19 protein-coding genes, 1 pseudogene and 1 riboswitch are annotated in these 19,751 nt (G+C 39.7%); of the genes and pseudogenes, 8 read left to right on the forward strand and 12 right to left on the reverse strand.

Features of this window, described 5'->3' with window-relative positions; genetic code table 11:
- The first annotated feature begins 103 nt into the window (after nucleotides 1-103).
- Complete coding sequence (tal, locus tag AC0VZ4_RS16955) at nucleotides 104-1,054, forward strand: transaldolase (protein WP_475440237.1); 951 nt, start codon at nucleotides 104-106, stop codon at nucleotides 1,052-1,054.
- A 221-nt stretch (nucleotides 1,055-1,275) separates the two neighbouring features.
- Nucleotides 1,276-1,464: a DUF3545 family protein gene (locus AC0VZ4_RS16960; protein ID WP_002961395.1), complete on the forward strand. Its 189-nt coding sequence runs from the start codon at nucleotides 1,276-1,278 to the stop codon at nucleotides 1,462-1,464.
- Between the two features lie 87 nt (nucleotides 1,465-1,551).
- Here AC0VZ4_RS16960 and ung read toward each other — a convergent pair whose 3' ends face one another.
- The 8 genes from ung to AC0VZ4_RS17000 all read right to left on the reverse strand — a co-directional run bounded on the left by ung (nucleotide 1,552) and on the right by AC0VZ4_RS17000 (nucleotide 9,697).
- Nucleotides 1,552-2,214 (reverse strand): uracil-DNA glycosylase, encoded by a 663-nt coding sequence (gene ung / locus AC0VZ4_RS16965; RefSeq protein ID WP_475440238.1) that lies wholly within the window; start codon nucleotides 2,212-2,214, stop codon nucleotides 1,552-1,554.
- Nucleotides 2,211-3,071, reverse strand: coding sequence for a cobalamin-binding protein (locus tag AC0VZ4_RS16970; protein WP_475440239.1), 861 nt, complete (start codon nucleotides 3,069-3,071; stop codon nucleotides 2,211-2,213). Before AC0VZ4_RS16970 ends, ung begins: the two co-directional genes overlap by 4 nt.
- The gene (cobO, locus tag AC0VZ4_RS16975; RefSeq protein ID WP_007376484.1) at nucleotides 3,071-3,670 is read right to left on the reverse strand and encodes a cob(I)yrinic acid a,c-diamide adenosyltransferase; all 600 of its coding nucleotides are present in this window, start codon (nucleotides 3,668-3,670) and stop codon (nucleotides 3,071-3,073) included. The genes AC0VZ4_RS16970 and cobO overlap by 1 nt, the downstream gene beginning before the upstream one ends.
- Nucleotides 3,663-5,147, reverse strand: a complete 1,485-nt coding sequence (locus AC0VZ4_RS16980; protein ID WP_475440240.1) for a cobyric acid synthase — start codon at nucleotides 5,145-5,147, stop codon at nucleotides 3,663-3,665. Before AC0VZ4_RS16980 ends, cobO begins: the two co-directional genes overlap by 8 nt.
- Before the next feature lie 4 nt (nucleotides 5,148-5,151).
- Nucleotides 5,152-6,156 (reverse strand): FecCD family ABC transporter permease, encoded by a 1,005-nt coding sequence (locus AC0VZ4_RS16985; RefSeq protein ID WP_475440241.1) that lies wholly within the window; start codon nucleotides 6,154-6,156, stop codon nucleotides 5,152-5,154.
- A gap of 1 nt (nucleotide 6,157) precedes the next feature.
- Entirely contained in the window at nucleotides 6,158-6,970 is an 813-nt protein-coding gene (locus AC0VZ4_RS16990) for an ABC transporter ATP-binding protein (RefSeq protein ID WP_342865430.1), read from the reverse strand.
- Between the two features lie 560 nt (nucleotides 6,971-7,530).
- A riboswitch (cobalamin riboswitch) is annotated at nucleotides 7,531-7,682 on the reverse strand.
- A 43-nt stretch (nucleotides 7,683-7,725) separates the two neighbouring features.
- Nucleotides 7,726-8,658, reverse strand: coding sequence for a porin (locus tag AC0VZ4_RS16995; protein ID WP_475440242.1), 933 nt, complete (start codon nucleotides 8,656-8,658; stop codon nucleotides 7,726-7,728).
- Between the two features lie 166 nt (nucleotides 8,659-8,824).
- Complete coding sequence (locus AC0VZ4_RS17000) at nucleotides 8,825-9,697, reverse strand: LysR family transcriptional regulator (protein ID WP_033031370.1); 873 nt, start codon at nucleotides 9,695-9,697, stop codon at nucleotides 8,825-8,827.
- A 91-nt stretch (nucleotides 9,698-9,788) separates the two neighbouring features.
- Between AC0VZ4_RS17000 and AC0VZ4_RS17005 the strand changes: the two genes are divergently transcribed.
- Nucleotides 9,789-10,163, forward strand: a complete 375-nt coding sequence (locus tag AC0VZ4_RS17005; RefSeq protein WP_008136380.1) for a MaoP family protein — start codon at nucleotides 9,789-9,791, stop codon at nucleotides 10,161-10,163.
- An 87-nt stretch (nucleotides 10,164-10,250) separates the two neighbouring features.
- On the forward strand, nucleotides 10,251-11,486 hold the full coding sequence (locus AC0VZ4_RS17010) for a diguanylate cyclase (RefSeq protein ID WP_475440243.1): 1,236 nt from the start codon (nucleotides 10,251-10,253) through the stop codon (nucleotides 11,484-11,486).
- A 5-nt stretch (nucleotides 11,487-11,491) separates the two neighbouring features.
- Here the strand turns inward: AC0VZ4_RS17010 and rarD are convergent, their stop codons facing one another.
- Nucleotides 11,492-12,415 (reverse strand): EamA family transporter RarD, encoded by a 924-nt coding sequence (rarD, locus tag AC0VZ4_RS17015; protein ID WP_475440244.1) that lies wholly within the window; start codon nucleotides 12,413-12,415, stop codon nucleotides 11,492-11,494.
- 54 nt (nucleotides 12,416-12,469) lie between these two features.
- Nucleotides 12,470-12,925 (reverse strand): thioesterase family protein, encoded by a 456-nt coding sequence (locus AC0VZ4_RS17020; protein ID WP_475440245.1) that lies wholly within the window; start codon nucleotides 12,923-12,925, stop codon nucleotides 12,470-12,472.
- Nucleotides 12,926-13,058: 133 nt separating this feature from the next.
- Here AC0VZ4_RS17020 and recQ point away from each other — a divergent pair, with 133 nt between their 5' ends.
- The 4 genes and pseudogenes from recQ (at nucleotide 13,059) to AC0VZ4_RS17040 (ending at nucleotide 17,666) form a co-directional block, all read left to right on the forward strand.
- Nucleotides 13,059-14,882 carry a DNA helicase RecQ gene (gene recQ / locus AC0VZ4_RS17025; RefSeq protein WP_007376494.1) on the forward strand — a complete coding sequence of 608 codons (1,824 nt, stop codon included), beginning with the start codon at nucleotides 13,059-13,061 and terminating at the stop codon, nucleotides 14,880-14,882.
- 7 nt (nucleotides 14,883-14,889) lie between these two features.
- Nucleotides 14,890-15,174, forward strand: a complete 285-nt coding sequence (locus AC0VZ4_RS17030; RefSeq protein ID WP_475440246.1) for a DUF3630 family protein — start codon at nucleotides 14,890-14,892, stop codon at nucleotides 15,172-15,174.
- A 123-nt stretch (nucleotides 15,175-15,297) separates the two neighbouring features.
- Complete coding sequence (locus AC0VZ4_RS17035) at nucleotides 15,298-17,001, forward strand: BamA/TamA family outer membrane protein (protein WP_475440247.1); 1,704 nt, start codon at nucleotides 15,298-15,300, stop codon at nucleotides 16,999-17,001.
- 83 nt (nucleotides 17,002-17,084) lie between these two features.
- Nucleotides 17,085-17,666, forward strand: a pseudogene (locus AC0VZ4_RS17040) (mechanosensitive ion channel domain-containing protein).
- 78 nt (nucleotides 17,667-17,744) lie between these two features.
- On the opposite strand, the gene AC0VZ4_RS17045 reads toward AC0VZ4_RS17040, so the two are convergent.
- Both AC0VZ4_RS17045 and rimK read right to left on the reverse strand, forming a co-directional pair.
- Nucleotides 17,745-18,803: a succinylglutamate desuccinylase/aspartoacylase family protein gene (locus AC0VZ4_RS17045; RefSeq protein ID WP_007376498.1), complete on the reverse strand. Its 1,059-nt coding sequence runs from the start codon at nucleotides 18,801-18,803 to the stop codon at nucleotides 17,745-17,747.
- Nucleotides 18,790-19,695 (reverse strand): 30S ribosomal protein S6--L-glutamate ligase, encoded by a 906-nt coding sequence (rimK, locus tag AC0VZ4_RS17050; protein WP_007376499.1) that lies wholly within the window; start codon nucleotides 19,693-19,695, stop codon nucleotides 18,790-18,792. Before rimK ends, AC0VZ4_RS17045 begins: the two co-directional genes overlap by 14 nt.
- Nucleotides 19,696-19,751: the final 56 nt, after the last annotated feature.

Here is a 19,751-nt window from a genome sequence, read left to right on the forward strand (position 1 = left end):
GGACATAAGACCTATCAAGCATTGTCACACTGTTGCAGTATGGATTGTATATATTAAGAGTGATTAGATTTTTCTTTTAACTTGCTTGGAATGAGGAAAGCAAATGACTTCAGCTCTACAAAGGCTAAAACAACATTCATCTATCGTAGCCGACACTGGTGATATTGAAGCTATTAAAAAGCATCAACCAGAAGATGCAACTACAAACCCGTCGCTTCTATTAAAAGCGAGCGAGATTGAAGCATATAAGCCTTACCTAGATAAAGCTTGGAGCTATGCAAAAGAAACCGAGCAAGAGCCGGCTAAACAACTTGAATTAGCATGTGATTACTTTGCCGTATTACTTGGTAAAGAAATTAGCGCTATTGCACCTGGTTATATTTCTACTGAAGTAGATGCACGCCTTTCATTTAATACGCAAGCTACGATTGATAAAGCACATACCCTACTTAGCCTTTACGAAAAAGAAGGTGTAAGCAAAGACAAAATTTTAATTAAAGTAGCGTCTACATGGGAAGGTATTAAAGCCGCTGAGCAGCTAGAAAAAGAAGGGACTAAATGTAACCTTACTTTATTATTTAGCGATGCCCAAGCCCGCGCGTGTGCCGATGCAAACGTATTTCTAATTTCGCCATTTGTTGGCCGTATTTTAGATTGGCACGTTGCTAACGGTATGGAAAAACCAACCGATCCGCTACAAGATCCAGGTGTTCAGTCTGTACGCAGCATTTTTGAATTTTACAAACGCCATGACTACAAAACAGTTGTGATGGGTGCAAGTTTCCGTAACACAGGCGAAATTATTGCACTTACAGGTTGTGACAAGCTAACTATTAGCCCTAATCTTTTAGAAGATTTAGGCAACCTTGAAGGCGCACAAGAATATTTGCTTGAAAGCGATGTTCCACAAGAGCCAAAACCAGAGCCATTAACAGAAGCACAGTTCCGTTGGTTACATAACCAAGATGCTATGGCTACTGAAAAACTAGCTGAAGGTATTCGCTCTTTTGCTGATGCACAAGAACAACTAGAGGCGCGCTTTAAAGCAATGTAATTTGCTATAATCGTGTTTTAAAAACGTCGCAATAGCGGCGTTTTTTTATGCCTAAAATACGCTACCCCTCTATATAATCTTCATATCGACTTCATATAATCCTCGTATAAACCTTCATCAATTAATCACACTTACGTAACATAACTGTCACTTTTTTGTTCTATTTTAGCTAGGCCTGTGGTATAGGTATTCTTGAGGTCATAAATCAATAGGAGAAATTCATGGATAGCCTAAACGATATATTAGAGATATTAGAAGGCCCTGATACAACTAGAAAAACCTCTCAAAAGAATAAAAAAAGGAAGTGGCGTGAAATAGAAGCAATAAAAGACAAACAGCGCCTACGCAAAGAACTACAAGAACTAGATTATTTTACAGACAGTATTGCAATTGATGAGCTCGATTTTTAATTCAATACGCCCCAACTAAACAAAAAGGCTTCCAGAATCTGGAAGCCTTTTTTAATGGCTTAAACAATTTGAGTTCTTTGGAATAAATTAGATTTGCCAGTTAATTGGCTTATCTCTTTGGGCTTGCAATAGCTCATTCGTTTGTGAGAAATGCTGACAGCCAAAAAAGCCTCTATGCGCCGAAAGCGGCGATGGGTGTGGCCCTTTTAAAACATGATGGCGAGCGCTATCTATGCCTTTCCCTTTTTTTTGTGCGTGTGCACCCCATAAAATAAATACCACACCTTCGCAGTGTTTATTAATATGCGCAATTACATTATCGGTAAATTGCTCCCATCCTAAATGCTTATGTGAATGCGCTTGCCCTTGTTCAACGGTCAATACTGTATTGAGTAAAAACACGCCCTGATCTGCCCAGCTTTGCAGGTAACCATGCTCAGGAATAATAAAATCGCTGATATCGGTAGCTAACTCTTTGTACATATTTTTAAGCGACGGCGGCAGCTTTTTTACATCAGGCAATACCGAAAAACACAAGCCATGCGCTTGCCCTTCTCCGTGGTATGGGTCTTGTCCCAAAATTACAACGCGGATGTCATTAAGTGCGGTGGCATCAAAAGCACTAAATACTTGAGCTTCAGGCGGATAAACAGCAACACCTTCATTGCGGCGATTAGCCACATACTCTAACGTTTGCTGCATGTAAGGTTGTTGTAATTCACTTTCTAAAAATGTAGCCCAATTGCTCATTGTGTACTCTTAATCTGTTTACGTGATGCGTCTATTTTATCACACATATCCGCGAGTCCATCTAGCATGCGCACAGTAAAACGATGTAATAAATCGGCATTTACGCTAATAAATTGATCATTTTTAACAGCGGGCACTTCTGGCCACTTTTGCCAATTAACAACCGGCTGTGGCGTTTTTGATTTTTCATCAGGGATAATAATAACTTGCGGCTTAGTAACAATAACATTTTCGATACTAATTTGCGGGTAATCTGTAATGCTTTGTGCAAATACATTACTTACATGACATGTTTCAATCAGTTGGCTTATCCATGTATTTTTACTTACTGTCATCATGGGCTCAGCCCATAACTGATAAAATCCGGTAATATTTTTTTTATCTTGCTGGCTTTTAACAATCGCGTTTAGCTTTTGTTTAAATGCATTTGCCGCTTGCTGGCTTTGCTCAATATTCCCTGTAAATTCACCAAAAGTAAGTAACTCGTCGGCTACACCAGCGATTGTGGTGGGATTACTCAAATATACTTTTATACCTAAACGCTCTATTTGGGCTAAATCTTCGCTTTGATTTCCGCTTTTCCACGCAATAACTAAGTCGGGTTTAAGCGCCAATACTTTTTCAAGCGAGATGCCGTAATAACCCCCTATGCGCTCAATACTTTGGGCTTCACCTGGGTAGTCGGCGTAATCAACCGTGCCCACAATATTATCGCCCGCTCCTATGGCAAATAGGTTTTCGACAATGTGCGGTGCAAGCGCAATTATTCTCAGCTTTTTAGAATCATTAGCCTGCTCTGCAAGTGCACTGCCCGATACACTAAAAAGCAGTAGCCCAATAAAAAACGCTCTAAACATTAGTAATCAAACCCTTCGAGCGCTTTTATACCTGAGTCGAATGCGTGTTTTACATTACGCACTTCGCTTACTGTGTCGGCAAGGTCGGTTAAAGTACGATGCGCTGCACGCCCTGTAATAATAACTGACTGCATTGGTGGGCGGTTATTAAGCGCTGTTACCACTTCATCTAAATCAACGTAGCCGTAGGTCACCATATACGTAAGCTCATCGAGTAATACTAAATCAATACTGCTATCAGCAAGCATACGTTTTGACTCTTGCCATGTTGCTTGGGCGGCTGCGGTATCGGCTTCTTTATTTTGCGTATCCCAGGTAAAACCGGTGTTCATTACAACAAACTCAACGCCTGCACCTTGTAATAAATTACGCTCGCCACATTCCCACGTACCTTTAATATATTGGCAAACGGCTGCTTTTTTACCATGCCCTACGCAACGTGCTACAACGCCAAAGCCCGAGGTTGATTTACCTTTACCGTTACCGGTGATTACCTGAAAAATACCTTTTACATCTTGTGCGGCGGCAACACGTGCATCCACTTGTTCTTTTACTTTTTGTTGGCGCTGCTTATGCTTATCGTTGTTTTGTTCAGTCATTATTGTGCCCTTCATAAATCGAGATAATTTGCTGTATGTTTAAATGCGTTTCGCACATGGTTGCTAATCGTTCTAACTGCTGCTCGCGATGAGTGGCAATACTAATTGGGTTAATTGAGGCGCTTGGTTTTACCCATTTTAAAATTTGCGATGTCGCATCGGCTTCATCAAATAAGCCATGTAAATAAGTGCCCGCAATGGCGTTATCATCGCTAATAAAGCCATCGAACATAAAACCATGTGGGTGGCTTTCATCAAAGGTTAAAAATGGCTTATTAAGCGCTGCACCTTGGCTAATCCCTGCATGTATTTCGTAACCACTACAGGGTGTTTGTTGGTTATTTAAAAGCAGTGTAGCGGTTATTTTAGTTAATACTTTTTGTGTTGTCAGCGTGGTTTCAAAATCGCACAGAGCAAGTCCATTTACTTGCTTTAATGACGATTCAATACCCTCGGGATCGTTGATTGTATTGCCCAGCATTTGCATGCCGCCACAAATACCAAGTACTTTACCACCATAGCGTAAATGGCGCTTAATTTGAGTGTCCCAGCCTTCATTTTTCAAAAAACTTAAATCACCCAGTACATTTTTACTGCCTGGGAGAATTATCAGATCAACGTCTGGGATCGTTTGCGTATGGCGCACATAATTTATATTAATGTTTGGGTGCAGACGCAGTGCATCAAAATCGGTGTGGTTACTAATGTGGGGAACAAGTAGCACTGCAATATTAATTGTGGCGTTAGTTACGTTATTATCAATTGCGACGGCGTCTTCAGCATCAAGCGCGAGGTCGTGCAAATAAGGTAATACGCCAAGCACGGGTTTGTTTGTGTATTCTTCAAGCCAATCAAGCCCGCCTTGCAGCAAACCTATATCGCCTCTAAAGCGGTTTATAACAAAGCCTTTTACGCGCGCCTGTTCTGACTCGCTTAACAACGCAAGCGTACCTACCAAATGTGCAAACACACCGCCTTTATCAATATCAGCAATTATAATTACTGGGCAATCTACCTCTTCGGCGTAGCCCATATTGGCAATATCGTTTTCACGCAGGTTTATTTCAGCAGGGCTACCCGCTCCTTCAACAAGGAGTAATTCAAAGCATTTAGCTAAGCGGTTATGTGAGGTAATTACTGCATCCATCGCCACTTTTTTATAGTCGTGATATTTGCCCGCTTCCATATTACTAATGGCTTTTCCGTGAATAATCACTTGTGCGCCCGTGTCGCTATTAGGTTTAAGCAAAATAGGATTAAAGTCTATTTCGGGCTCTACTTTAGCTGCTATTGCTTGCAAAGCTTGCGCACGACCTATTTCGCCGCCATCTTTTGTTACTGCGCTATTAAGTGCCATATTTTGTGGTTTAAAAGGCGCAACCTTTACCCCACGCTTAGCAAACACCCTGCAAAGGGCAGCAACTAAAGTGCTTTTACCAGCATCTGATGTAGTGCCTTGCACCATTATGGTTTTCATGGAATTACACCTTTCGCTTTCTAAAAAACAATAAACTTAGAAAGAACACGCTACCAATAGCTGCAGTAATAACGCCTACGGGCAGCTCTTGGTTTTTAAGCAATGAGCGCGAAAGTACATCAACCCACACCATAAATGTACCGCCCACTAAGCTGGTCACCAGCAATCCCGCTATAGTGCCTTGGGATATAAAAAAGCGCACAATATGCGGCACCATTAATCCTACAAACCCAATCCCACCACACATAGCCACCAGCACAGCGGTAATTAATGAGCTCAAAACCAGCATAAGTATTCTAAAGCGCTGGACCCTAACACCTAATGTAATTGCGCTTTCATCGCCAAGTAACATAGCATTGAGCTGCCTTCTAAAACTCAGCATTACAAACGTACATAATGTAATTACCAACAAAGGCAACCAAAGCGTTGCCCACTGCGCACGTGCAAAGCTGCCCAGTGTCCAAAATAGGATAGCGGCTACCGCCTGAGGGTCGCTCCAATAAAGCAACAAGCTGGTAAATGCACTAAATAAAAACGACAGAGCAACGCCAGCTAATAACATTGACTCTACCTGTGCACTTTGCTGCCTGCCTGCAATGAGTATTAATAAGCTCATAGCGAGTAAGCTACCTAACAGTGCCGCTGCCGATAGCATAAAGCCTGCGCTAATACCGGCAAATGCCATAAGTAATACCACGCCAAATGAGGCACCCGACGATATACCAAATAAGTAAGGATCGGCTAAAGGGTTGCGCGTTACCGTTTGTAAAATAAGCCCCGCAATTGCTAAGCCAGATCCTGCTAAAAAGGCGAGTAATGTGCGTGGCATTCTTAGTTCAAAAATAATACGCATATTAAAAGACGCATCATTTGAGAGTAAAAAACTATTAAGTACGTCTTGAAGCGAGGTTTCTGCGGCGCCAAAACTAAGTGCTGCAAATAAGCTAAATAAAGCAGCTGCAATACTTATATATAGTGCAAGTGAGTGACGAGTATTAACTGCACGCATATTATTCGTAACCATAAAAGTAAGTGATATGAGGGATGCTATTTCCCGACTTCGATATTTGCGGATGGTTATTTACTTGGGCGCATACACCAAAAACGTCGCCTAGCATGTTTTCGGTTAATACCTCACTTGGCGCGCCTGTATGTGTAATTTCACCGTTTTTAATAACCACTAGTTCATCGCACATTGCAGAGGCTAAGTTTAAATCATGAAACGATGCAAACACCGTTACACCCAACGATTTAGCAAGCTCCATTACCTGTATTTGATATTTAACATCTAAATGGCTAGTTGGTTCGTCCATTATTAGCAGCTGAGGTTGCTGGACTATCGCACGGGCTATCAAGGCACGTTGCTTTTCACCACCCGAAAGTGACTCAAAGCTTTGTTCGCTATGATCTGCCAACCCTACAGTGTTGATAGCTTGGGTAATTTTTTGTTTATCAATGTTAGTTACCGAGCTAAATAGCGATTTATGAGGCGTTAGCCCAAGCGCAATAACGTCAAATACACTTAAGTTAAATTGCGACGGGGTTTCTTGTAAAACGACTGCTACTTTTTTTGCGTACTCATCGCTTTTTAATTGCCAAATATCGGTGTTGTTAAATTCTACAACGCCATCACTGGGTTTACTAAAACGATATAAACAACGCAATAAGCTCGATTTACCAGCGCCATTGGGGCCAATCAAACCAACAAATTTACCTGTAGTTATTTTAAGGTCTATTTTTTTGAGAATCGTTTTATTGCCAATACCCCACGATACGTTTTTAACGTTTAGTAATGGTGTATTTAATGGCGTTTGAGTGTGCAATAGTCAGTCCTAGGCTAGGGTCTGTTGATCTTTCAAGGTTAAATTTGCAACAGTCTGTTTGGTATTTAGGCAAGGCAGAGCCTATGTAGTGTGGTTATTCCCCATAAATGGGCGATAACGTAGCATTAATGCCAAACAGGTGCTGCCCAAAGGGTTCTTCCTAGGGGCTATTTACTCTTTGTTGCTCGGTTTTTACTTATTCTTACATGGATGTAAGCCATTAGAATAACGCAGGAGCAGTTATCGAGCCCACTAGGTTACAAACCTCGCGCCGCGATTAAATAGCCCCTAGTTTGAACAAATTTTAATCCGCAAAGTTCAACAGACCCTAGATTAAACTCACCAAAAATGCGATAAAAATACTAATGCACTACAAGAAAAATGAGTAAACCCGCTCGTTAAAAGAATTCATACCAATTGCATTAAATTAGTGATTTATTATAGCGACAAATAAACAGCTTAATAACAAGGCGGAAATTATGACATATAGTTGTTCTATATGAATAATTTTTAACGAAGTTAGTAAGTTATTTAATTCACTAGAAAGATCATGTTTTTAATAAAATTGGTACTATACCATTTGTATCTGACTTAAAGCTTTGCGCTAATTACAGTTGCGGGAACAGTCGAGGACTCGCACCTCATTCCAAATTAAGCTCTATTATGGGCGGCTAAGTAAATAATTTAAAGCAAAAAAAACCGCACTCAAAAGAGTGCGGTTAAAAAGGGAGTGTTTTAACTAATTTAGCGAATAGTTAAAACTTGTATTCCATACCTAAGCCTAAGTAATCTTGGTCAACGTTGTTGTCCATGTCGAAGCCCGAGTAAAAACCAAATACTTTAATGTTTTTATTTAACTTGTGATCAACACCTACTGAGATTGCTGACTTATCATCGCTATCGTCAAAATCCATAGCTTGGTATTGCACTTTAAATGTATTGTTTCCCATTATGTAAGCTGCACTTAATAAGTACCCGTCAGCCTCTGCGCTGCCGTCTACTTTTTCTTGTGTTTGGTACATTGCGCCTACTTTAAAATCATCAATTTTACCTTGAACAGTTGCACGAACTACATCGTAGCCATTTACTTCACTATCAACACCAATTGATGCATATACTTTACTCTTTTTAAGTGAAGAATCGCCATAAGTAAGTCCTAGTGAATAGCCATTTTTTGCATCTTCGTCATCTTCTGCAATAAAAGTAGCAAGTACTCTAAAATCTTCGTAAGTATTTGATGAATAAGTAACAGAATCACCTAAACGGTTTTCACCTTTAAATATACTTTTAATATCGCCTTCAAGGTCGCTAAATAAATCAACTTTACCTTGAGATAACTTAAGTACAGTATCGTGTTGACCAACAACAACTTGGCCAAATGTGCCTTTTAACCCTATATATTGATTACGCGCAGAAATATTGTCATCATTATCACCCTTTGAGTCCGCATCAGACACGTCAACTTGAAACTCAAATTTATAAACAGCCTCTAAGCCCTCTGTTACTTTTTCAGAACCTTTAAGACCAAAGCGAGAATTATTACTTTTAATTTCAGTGAACGACCCTTCACCGTCATCAGATGATTGAATAGTTACATTAGCTTTGCCGTACACGTTTACATCAGCAAGAGCATTAAAAGATAAGCCACTTAATAACGCTAAACATAAGCTCGATTTTACAAATTTCATGTTATTTCCTTGGATAATCACAAAAGACTAATTTTAAAACAGCAGCAGTTTGTCACTGTAAAATTACAGAAGTATTACAATCGAAATATTTCTGTAATTTTAAATTAATAAAAGTGTATTAAATATGAAATCAAAACAACATCGATACTCAGCAACTCATTTGTACCTATAAATTAGGCTCCAACGTCAAGCTAGGTGTCATTTGTGATAACAAATTTACCAACGTTTCTATTAATTCTTTCTGTTCATTATCTCTATGATAGGCAATAAATACATCTCGTGACGTATTTTTTACATCTTTTACATGAAATAAATCACCTTTATTTAAATGATGCTCTACAAGTACTTGAGGAATAAACGCACTCCCGCCGCACTGTAATATTAAATCAAGTGCTATACGACCAGTACTTGTTCTGAAGTAAGGCGGCGTTTTACCTGTAAACTGACGCGCATGCCAAAGTGAAAAAGTTGTTCCCCAATCAACATATACATATTGGTTATCAAAAAAGTTTTCGTTAGTTGCAGTATCATAGCCACTCACTGGAATAATAGGCAGTTCACAAATTCGCTCTACTACTAATTCATCTACTTTAGGCGGATCAAATAAAATGGCTAAATCGAGAGTTCGCTCTAATAACAACCGAGTACTTTCTTGTTGTGCTTTAACCTCTGCGACTAATGACACGCCCGGCATCGCCGATACAATATTTGTTATACCAAACTGTAAAAAAGCATCCCAAATATTAGGCGTTCCTGCTAAGCTAATTTGCTTATGCATATTATCGGCAAGCGCAACATCTACTTTGGCGCGTTGCATACCCGTAATAATCATTTGAGCATGTGGCAACAAACGCTCACCCGGCGCTGTAAGTTGAATATTATTACGCTGGCGTATAAATAAATTAACCCCAAGTCCCTGCTCTAACTGACGAATCCTAAAGCTCACCGCAGATTGGGTGATATAAAGGTTTTCGGCCGCTTTACCAAAGTGACGTGTACGCACAACTTCAACAAATGTTTTTAATAAATCTATATCCAATTTTTTATCCTCACGATAAAAATAACTTGTTTAATAAATTGCCAAACTTGCATCATACTCCAGCTAATTACTAAGGCATGAGGATAAAGCTATGAGCAATGATATTTCACTACTTCGTCAAGCATTTGTTAGCCAACGTCAGTTTTATGATGATCACAACTTCCCACGCGGTTTTAGCCGTAGTGGAAACTTCACCTTATTAGAAGCCAGCATATTAGACCAACATGGCGTTGTTTTAAAAGGCTTACACAATAAAACTATTGAGCCACAAAACGAACACCAAGAACAATTTTTAGCCGTAGCAATGGGGACTTTAGAGCCAACAAATCCGATTGAGCGTGCTTGGATTAAATACCTTAAACTTACAACATGTAAGAGTAAGTTTCATACCCTATTTGGGCGCTCAAAAATATCAGGGCCAGCTCCTATAAGCCAAGAGTATTATTCTGAAGCAGATAACCTATAAGCTCTTCACTTATTTGCTTTTTTGCGTTTTAGCAGTTACAACTTGTATAAGCAAATACTTTTGCAAAAATATAAACAAGGTTGTGACGTGACGCGAAGAATACTAATAGTTGAAGATACGCCAACAATAGCGCGGGTGCAAAAACACATCGCGCTTAAAGCGGGTTATGAAGTAGATATAGCTGAATCTCTAACTCAAACAAAAGAACTTATCAGTAAAAATAGCTACTTTTGTGCTGTAGTTGACTTTATTTTACCTGATGCGCCTAATGGCGAAGCAGTTCCTTGTACTATCGCCGCTGAAATTCCAACAATTGTTATGACGGGTAATATCGACAAAAAAACCCGTGAAACAGTAGAAAAATACCCTATAATTGACTACATAATCAAAGAAAATAAACAAGCGTATCAGTATCTCGAAAAACAGCTATTACGACTACCTCGAAACGAAAATGTAAAAGTACTCGTTGTTGACGACTCTTTATCCACACGACAGTATATATGTAGCTTGTTAACCCGTCATAAATATCAAACTTTACAAGCTGAAGATGGTAAACAAGCACTTGTTATGCTTGAAGCATCACCTGATATCTCCGTTATTATCACTGATAATGAAATGCCTAATATGAACGGCGATGAACTATGCACAGAAATCAGGCGTTTATATGATAACGATGAAAAAGCAATAATTGGCATTTCAGGCGCTGATTCTTCAGATTTATCTACCTTATTCTTAAAAAATGGGGCAAATGATTACCTACATAAGCCTTTCAATAGTGAGGAGTTTTATTGTCGATTAAGCCAAAACGTCGATATGTTAACGCTTTTAGCAACCATAAAAAACCAAGCTAATACTGACTACCTTACAAAAATCCCCAATCGTCGTTACTTTTTTGAAGAGGCTAGAAAATCCCTTAAAAAAATTGAACTTGATAACGGTAATGGCGCATTAGCTATGCTTGATATTGATCACTTTAAAGCAATTAATGATACCTATGGCCACGATGCAGGCGACGAAGTACTAAAAGGTTTATCTATTTGTTTTAGCAAATACTTTAAAAAGTATTTAGTAGCACGTCTGGGTGGCGAAGAGTTTGCTGTTTATTTTGCCGATACCGATAAACAAGAAGCACTCAAAAAACTTGAAGGATTTAGATGTTTTATAGAAGCTAATAGCCAAGAATTTAGTAAAGCCAACATTCGATTCACAATTTCTATTGGTTTTTCGTCAGGGCCTGTTTATCAAATTGATGAACTATTAAAACAGGCCGACTTAAAACTTTATGATGCAAAAGAAACTGGCCGTAACAAAATTATTAGCTAAAATAGTTAACTAGCCACTTGTGCTGTCGCCACTGCCGCTTTTCTTCGTTTACGTGATTGATGGTAAGAATCCCAACTAAATATAGCAAGCGCACTCCAAATACATGCAAATGCAACTAACCTTTCTGCATCAAATACCTCACCGTAAAACACCACTGCTAGCATAAACATTAAGCTTGGCCCAATGTACTGAAAAAAGCCTAATGTAGTGTATTGCAAACGCTTAGCAGCGCCAGTAAAACACAATAAAGGTAATGTAGTTATAATGCCCGCGCTAATTAGTAACGCATTAGTATGCCAATCGTTAGCGGGAAGGCTTGATGTGTCAGAAGGTGCCATTAACCACCAATAAACAAGCGCTACGGGTAATAATATAAGTGCCTCTAGCAATATCCCTGGCAGAGCTTCAACGGGGAGTTTTTTACGTAATAAGCCATAAAGTGCAAATGATATTGCCAATGAAAAAGCAACTACCGGAAACGAGCCAAAGCTAACGAGTTGCAATAATACTCCCGAAAACGCGAGTGCAACGGCAACGCCCTGAAACTTACGTAGACGCTCGCCTAAAAAAAGCATACCCAGCAATACATTTAACAACGGGTTTATGTAATATCCCAAGCTTGCATCCAGCATATGGTTATTATTTATCGCCCATATGAAAAGTCCCCAATTAAATCCCAGTAACGCTGAAGTAATAACAAGCATTAACACAAGTTTGGGTTGAACAATAATACGCTTTATTTTGTGCCAGTATTTAAGAACACTTACTACAAGTACTAAAAAAACGACAGACCAAACAACGCGATGCATTAATATTTCAAAAGCTGACACATGCTGGATAAATTTAAAGTATATAGGTGCTAAACCCCACATCACAAATGCTAGGCAAGCAAAAACAGCGCCTTTACGCTGCTCTGTATCAATCGACATAATAAAAACACTTAGTGATACTAAAAGGTCGCTAGTTTACTCTCCATGGATTGTTTATCCAACTAAATACGTACCAGTACCAAACGCAATTTGAATTGCTTTTTCATTATGTAACTCCATTCGACATACACACACTTTGTTGCCTGAACGAATAAGCGTTGCACTCGCGGTGAACACTTCGCCTTTGCCTGGGCGTAAATAATCAGTACGTAAATCAATGGTTCCAAGCGTAGCTAGCCTCGCTTGCACACTATCAATATCTAAGTCTGTTAATTTATCAATCACACTTGCTGCAGCAAGCATTCCTCCCACATTATCAAGCACGGCTGAAATAACGCCTCCGTGTAATATTTTTTGCGCTGGATTACCAATAAATACATCCTGCCAAGGAAAGGTAATTTTTGCTTGTTCAGGACTCAGTGATTCTACCGATATTTGTAAAAACTGATTAAACGGCATGCCATTTACAAACAACGCCCCAACTTGTTCAATTAACATTTCTTTATTCATTATTATTCTCTATGCCAAAACTGGTAAGATGAGTAAAACATACATAGTGCAAAACTACGAGACTCCACTTAAATAATTCATCAAGTAACTCAGCTAAAGACATCTCGTTAAAAAACCACTAAAATACCCGCCAATGAATACATTAACACCACCTTCTAGTACGCTTGTGCGTAAACCAGAAACTGTCCTCAAACAAGTGTTTGGCTACAGCGAATTTCGCGACGGTCAAAAAGCAGTTATTGATGCAGCTATAAATGGGCATGACTCGCTTGTATTGCTACCCACAGGTGGTGGGAAATCTGTGTGTTATCAAATACCCGCTTTAGTGCTTGAAGGCGTAACCATTGTTATATCTCCGCTTATATCGCTAATGCAAGATCAGGTAACGCAACTCCAAGCACTTGGCGTAAAAGCCGCTTACGTTAATAACAGCTTAGCGCGAGAAGAACAGCAATTGGTGTATCAACAACTTCACCAAGGTTTAATTAAACTATTATATGTTGCGCCTGAAAAAGTATTGCAGCGTGACTTTTTAGAACGTTTATCGCATTTAAATGTGAGCTTATTTGCCATTGACGAAGCGCACTGTGTGTCGCATTGGGGTCACGATTTTAGACCTCATTACTTTCGCTTAAACGAATTAAAGCAACGTTTTGCACATGTTCCTATGATGGCGCTTACCGCCACGGCTGATAAAGCGACCCGGTTTGATATCGTTGAGCAACTCAAACTACAGCAGCCTTATATTCATACTGGTAGCTTCGATCGTCCCAATATTCGTTACACCATAGAAGAAAAATTTAAACCTATGGTGCAACTGCTTCGCTACTTAAAAGAGCAAAAAAACCAAAGCGGTATTATTTATTGCACCAGTCGTAAGCGCGTAGACGACATTGCTGAAAAACTTGCAGATGCAGGGCTAAACGCTGCCGCTTACCATGCAGGTATGAGCAACGAACAACGACAATTTGTGCAAACTGGGTTTGCCCGCGACGACATTCAAATTGTAGTAGCAACTGTTGCTTTTGGGATGGGGATTAATAAACCTAACGTACGCTTTGTATTACATTACGATATTCCAAAAAGTATAGAGTCGTACTATCAAGAAACAGGACGAGCTGGGCGAGATGGCCTTGCCGCAGAAGCCATCATGTATTTTGATCCGGCTGATATTGGCCGTGTAAGGCGCTTTTTTGAAGACATTGATGACGAACAACGTCGCCGTGTAGAAGAACAACGCTTTAACGCCATGGCTAGCTTTGCTGAAGCACAAACGTGTCGCCGCCAAATATTGCTAAACTACTTTAGTGAATACCAGCGCGAACCTTGTGGCAACTGTGATATCTGCTTAAACCCACCTAAAAGCTTTGATGGTACTTTAGTCGCACAGCAAGCGCTTTCGTGCGTGTATAGAGCTGAGCAACGTTTTGGCCTAGGTTATATTGTAGAATTACTTCGCGGTGCAAACACGAGCCGCATACGCGATAACAACCATCATGAGTTAAGTACTTACGGTATCGGTAAAGATAAAAGCAGTGAATTTTGGCTTAGTATTTTACGTCAACTTATTCATCAGGGTTTACTAAGCCAAGATATAACACAAGGTGCGTCACTTAGATTAACAGAAGCCGCGCGTGCAATTTTAAAAAGTGAATATGCTTTGCAATTGGCTGAACCTCGCCTACAAGCTAAGCACGTGTACCAAGATAAATTAGCGCAATTTAATTATGATAAAAAGCTCTTTGCCCGCTTAAGAGCACTGCGTAAAGAACTTGCTGATGCCGACGATGTACCACCGTATGTAGTATTTAATGATAAAACCTTGGCTGAAATGGCGCAGCTTATGCCAACAAATGACAGTGAGTTTTTAAAAGTGTCGGGAGTTGGTTTCACTAAATTAAATAAATATGGCGGCGCCTTTTTAACTGCAATTCGTAATTACTTAGCTACAAATTAAGAGCATTATGACAAAAATAGAATACGACCATACTCATAAATGTATTGTAATTACGCCCATCGAGCCTCCGCATGATGAAGACTTTGAGCTGTGGAGTACATTATTTTTACATTCAGACGATATATCGCTCAACGAGTATTCTGCTGGTGCTGACCGTCATCAAGTTCGCTTTAGCTACCAGCAGCAAACCTTTAATTTAAACTATGAGCACTACAGCCAAAGTATTTGGATAAATGGAGAAGGCACTGAGGCCGATCATCTACTTGCTGCACTCAACTTTTATTTAAGTTAGCGGCTTTAGTTCAAAGTCGTTATATTTAATTTTCAAACTCAATACTTTTAACTTACATTTTAGTAACTATGATGTAAGCTGATATTACGGTAGTAATTTGCTACGTAGCAGTAAAGGGTTTGAATGGTAACTAAGAAATGGATCACACAGTACTGTATTAGCTTAAGTATTTTAGCCTTATTCATGCAAAGTGCATTAGCACAAACTCATGATAATACTCGTTGCCAAGTTGAAAAGTTAGACCACTCTAATAATAAAAGCTTACGCCGCCAACTCAACGACGATATCTCCATTGTAAGCGCTAAACCCAATGCTAAAATTGCCACTATTTCACTTAAGCAACTCAATGTATTTAATACCGAACTCGAAGAAGAAAATAATGCATTATTTCGCTTTGCCAACCGCGCACATATTCAAACCGAACCGGATGTAATTAATAACCTCCTACTGTTTGCCACCGGCGATAAATATGATGCTAAAAAATTAGCTGAATCAGAGCGCCTCCTACGCAAAGAAAGTTACTTATATGACGCCCAAATTAGTGCAACTGAGAACTGCGATGGTGACATTGATGTAAAGGTAGTGACTCGTGATTTATGGACGCTTCTACCTGAAATAAACTTTAGCCGCAGCGGTGGTGAAAATAAATCAAGCATTGGCTTTAGAGAATCCAACCTCTTTGGTTGGGGTAAACGCCTATCGTTTTCACGCACGACTGACAGCGACCGCAGTGGTTACTTATTTGTTTACGACGATCCTAATATTTTATCTACTCGCTACCGCGGCCGTCTAGAGTACGCCGATAACAGCGATGGCAAGCGCCATTTGCTTGAGTTAACCTATCCATTTTACGCGATAGACACCCCTTTTAGTTACGGTATTTTAAGCTATTCAGAACAGCGCGAAGAGTCATTATATAAACGCGGCGAAGAGTTTAGCGAATTTGATCAAACTAGCGATTTAACCAGTGCATTTATAGGGCACTCTAAAGCGCTTAATAATAACTGGACCCAGCGCTTAACCTTAGGTTATACCGACGAGCAGCATACCTTTGAAGCTATAGACACCACCTTTGCACCACTTGCCGATGACAGAAGTTTAAGTTACCCATTTATAAGCGGCCACTGGTTTGAAGATAACTTTATAAAAGTACGCAATTTCGACAGTATGTACCGCACTGAAGATTTAAACCTAGGCTGGAATGTTAAAGCCCTTATTGGTTACTCTGATGAATCTTTGAGTGATGATGATAGTCGTGCTATTTATTCATTAAATTTTAAAAAAGCACATTTTTCTGGCGATAATACTCTATGGCGTTTTAACACTGACATTGAAGGATATTGGAATAAAGAACACAAACAATTAGAAAACTTTAGGGCCACTAGTCAAATTCAATACTACTTAAACACCAGTGTTGATCAATCGTGGTATGTAAAAGGACGTTTGCAATATGCTAAAAACTTAACTGCCGACCAACAACTTACTTTGGGTGGTGAAACTGGTTTACGAGGCTACCCTATGGATTATCAACACGGCGATCGCAGTTTTTTAGTTAGTTTAGAAAAACGCTATTATTGGGAGTACGATTTGCTTCAGCTATTTAAAGTAGGTGCCGCTGGGTTTATTGACGTTGGCCGAGCGTGGTTTAACGACAAAGACAATGGCGAGAACGATCACGTACTTAAAAATATTGGTATAGGTTTACGCTTAGCCCCAAGCAGAGCTAACGCAGGTACTATGATCCACATTGACATCGCCGCACCGCTTGATAGTTATGACGATGTAGACTCAGTACAATGGTTAGTTAATGTGAAAAAATCTTTTTAAATAACTATTTCGCATCATCTTAAAACGTTAAACTAATTACTTAATTACTTAATTATTACTTACTCCCCATATGAGAATGTATTTTGGAACCGTTAGAGATTTTAGATTTTTTTGGTACACAATATAAACTGATTGTGACCCTAATCGCCTTACTACTTTATCCGTTGCTATTAAAGCTGACTAAAAAGCTTCTCGAAAAAACCATTAAGGGTAAAGTAGATTTACATCACAAATCGCGCGCAGAACTACTGCTTAAAATAATACTTGCCTGTGTAATGATATGCTTAGTACTGGTATTTTGGGGCATTGAATTACGTGGCTTACTTGTACTTGGCTCCTCATTATTTGCCATGCTAGGTGTTGCACTTTTTGCCGCATGGTCGTTATTAAGTAACTTAACTGCATTCTTATTAATGTTTATTCAAAACGACTGCCGCGTTGGTTATTGAGTACGAATTATTGATGGCGCGAATCATGTTGAAGGTCGCATTGTCGAAATGGGTTTGATGAATGTAGTACTTGAACACATTGATGGCCATCGTGTTATTTATCCTAACAATTTATTTGTGACGCGCCCTGTCATGGTTTTAAATAAAGAACCAAAACCAACAAAAACGCCTGTTATAAAGCGTATTATTGGCCCTAAAAACATACTTAAAAAATAATAGTCACAAAAAAGCCGCAGAAGGTAAATACCTTCTGCGGCTTTTTAATGCTTAACTAAACAGAACTTAGGTTAACGATTAATTATTTAGTTCCGCAGTTTTAAGTTCGTCATCTAAATCATTTATTTCGTCTATAAAGCTCTCTAGCTGCTGCTCAACTAAACCATTGTCACTCGCAAAGTAAGCTAGATGAAAGACTGCATCGCCCTCATTTACTAATGGCATCGTTTGTTGGCCAATAACAATCCCACCTTTAGGTGCTAAAAGCTCAAGTTCAGAGTCACCCAACGGACTACTAATATAAGCAAGTATTTGGCCCTTAATTACACGTTCGCCCAATGATACTTGAGCACGTACAATGCCATCAACTTCTGCGCGTATCCAACTTGTAGAACCTGCAATAATCGGATCTGGTAATTTTTTCGGGCGTTTGCCACGAATCATTTTTAAATGACGCATAACATAATCAACGCCCTGCACACCGGCTGCAATTGCAATAGGATCAAATCGTAGTGCTTCACCTGCTTCATAGGTTATAACAGGTATGCCTAAGTTAGCCGCTTCGCTGCGAAGAGAGCCATTACGCAGTGATGCATCTATAACCGCTGGCGTGCCAAATGCTTTAGCCATTTCAGCTGTTGCTTCATCTGCTAAATTAGCACGAATTTGTGGCAAATTAGTCCGGTGAATAGCCCCCGTATGTAAATCAATGATATGCGTACAATGTACTGCTACTTGATTAAAAAACATATAAGCCATACGTCCTGCTAACGAGCCACGTTCAGAGCCTGGAAAACTGCGGTTCATATCACGTCGATCTGGTAAGTAACGCGATTTATGAATAAAGCCAAACACATTCACAATAGGCACAGCGATTAACGTGCCACGTAACTGACTAGGATCTATTTTAGCAAGTAACTGGCGTACAACTTCTACGCCATTTAGCTCATCACCATGAATAGCAGCACAGACCATTAGCACAGGTCCTTCCATTACACCATTTACCACTTCTATAGGAATATTAAGTGGTGAATGGGTGTAAAGCTTTGCGGCTTCTAAGGCAAGCGTTTTACGCTCGCCTACGCCAATCTGTTCACCTAATAAGGTAAAAGGACGGTTAATTTTAACCTTTGCCACGTGTCGCTGTTCCTTTACTTGAAGCATTCTTTTCGATGAAGTCAATCACCATACCTGCAATATCTTTACCTGTTGCGATCTCAATACCCTCAAGACCAGGTGATGAGTTTACTTCCATCACAAGTGGCCCACGAGATGAGCGAAGTAAATCGACACCAGCCACATTTAAGCCCATTGATTTAGCGGCTGCAACTGCTGTTTTACGCTCCTCAGGAGTAATACGTACTAATGTCGCGCTACCACCACGGTGAAGATTAGAACGGAACTCACCTTCTTGTGCTTGGCGCTTCATTGCTGCAATTACTTTATCGCCCAATACGAAACAACGAATATCTGCACCACCTGCCTCTTTAATATATTCCTGAACCATAATATTAGCTTTTAAGCCCATAAATGCTTCAATAACACTTTCAGCCGCTTTACGCGTCTCAGCAAGTACCACACCAATGCCTTGTGTACCTTCAAGTAATTTAATAACTACCGGTGCACCGCCTACCATTTCCAGTAAGTCTTTTACATCATCTGGTTTACTAGCAAAACCTGTTACTGGCATACCAACGCCTTTGCGCGAAAGTAACTGAAGCGAGCGCAATTTGTCGCGCGAACGAGAAATAGCCACGGATTCGTTTACAGGGTAGACACCCATCATTTCAAACTGACGAAGTACCGAGCAACCATAAAATGTAACCGATGCACCAATACGCGGGACGATTGCGTCAAATTCTTTTAAATTTTCACCGCGATAGTGAATTTCTGGTTGCTCTGAATTTATATTCATATAGCAGCGTAGTGCGTCGATTACTTTAACTTCATGACCACGCGCTTCTGCCGCTTCGATTAAACGACGTGTTGAATATAATTTTTTGTTACGAGATAAAATACCGATTTTCATAGTTAAAACCTTAACTAAATTGTATGCATTAATTATTTATGGCTGATTTTCAGACA

The sequence above is a fragment of the Pseudoalteromonas sp. QJM3NY_22 genome, from assembly GCF_056173065.1.